The following is a 796-nucleotide window of genomic DNA, read 5'->3' as shown; positions in this document are numbered from 1 at the left end:
CCTGAATCAGTGACTTCGCAGGCCAATATACCCCGCAAAGCGCAAGCTGGGCTAATACGGGCAAAATCTGAATAGATTAGACCCATGAATAGCTGAAAGGTGCAGTGCAAAGTCGACCAGTTGCCATAAACTGGCGGTTTTGTGATCAACAGATGGTGTTCAGGCAATAGCGGATTGCCCCGGCATGGTTTTCTGGGTGGCTTTAAGGTGGCGGCTGTTGTCGAACTGGCTTAACCGGAGGAGGCAAGACTTCCATAGAGGTCGCGGTAAACGGCAAAGCCCGGACAGTGCCGACCAAAGCGCAGAATCCACTGCCGGCCGCTGTGCACCAGGCGACAGGCCATGGTCATCAGCTCCTGCATCACTGTTCTCAGGCGGCGGCGCTTGGCCGGATGGCGCACCGGCGCATCCCGGGCGGTCAGTCTCAGACCCATCCAGCGCAGCACGTTGTAACCCATCGTTGCGAAGGCCATGACCAGGTTGTTGGTATCGAACTTGCCGGAGGGCAGGCGCTCCAGATCCAGGTCGGTCTTGAACTCGCTGTGAAATTGCTCACTGGTGGCATGGTCGCTGTACAGCGCCATGATTTGTTGCTCATTGGCTACATCAGCGGGCAAGGACGTGATCCAGCCTTCGAGGCTGACCTCCGGCTCCAGGTACAACTGACCAGCGGCATCACTGGTGCGAACAGTGACCTTCACGATGCGGCGTAGACCGGGTTCATCTGGAAGGTCTTCTGACAGAACCGCTTCCATCTTGCCGTCGCGGTCCAGCGACCAGGCTTTCTGGGCCTGGG

1 protein-coding gene is annotated in these 796 nt (G+C 57.9%); it reads right to left on the bottom strand.

Annotated features, from left to right (window positions below):
• Window positions 1-230: 230 nt before the first annotated feature.
• The coding region (locus AC1RQI_RS16960) for a transposase (RefSeq protein ID WP_481905791.1) at window positions 231-796 on the bottom strand (566 nt) is incomplete at its 5' end.

This window comes from Salicola sp. AFF1 (assembly GCF_056783195.1).
The sequence above is the reverse complement of the archived record's forward strand: the minus strand, read 5'-3'. Positions and strand labels throughout refer to the sequence as shown.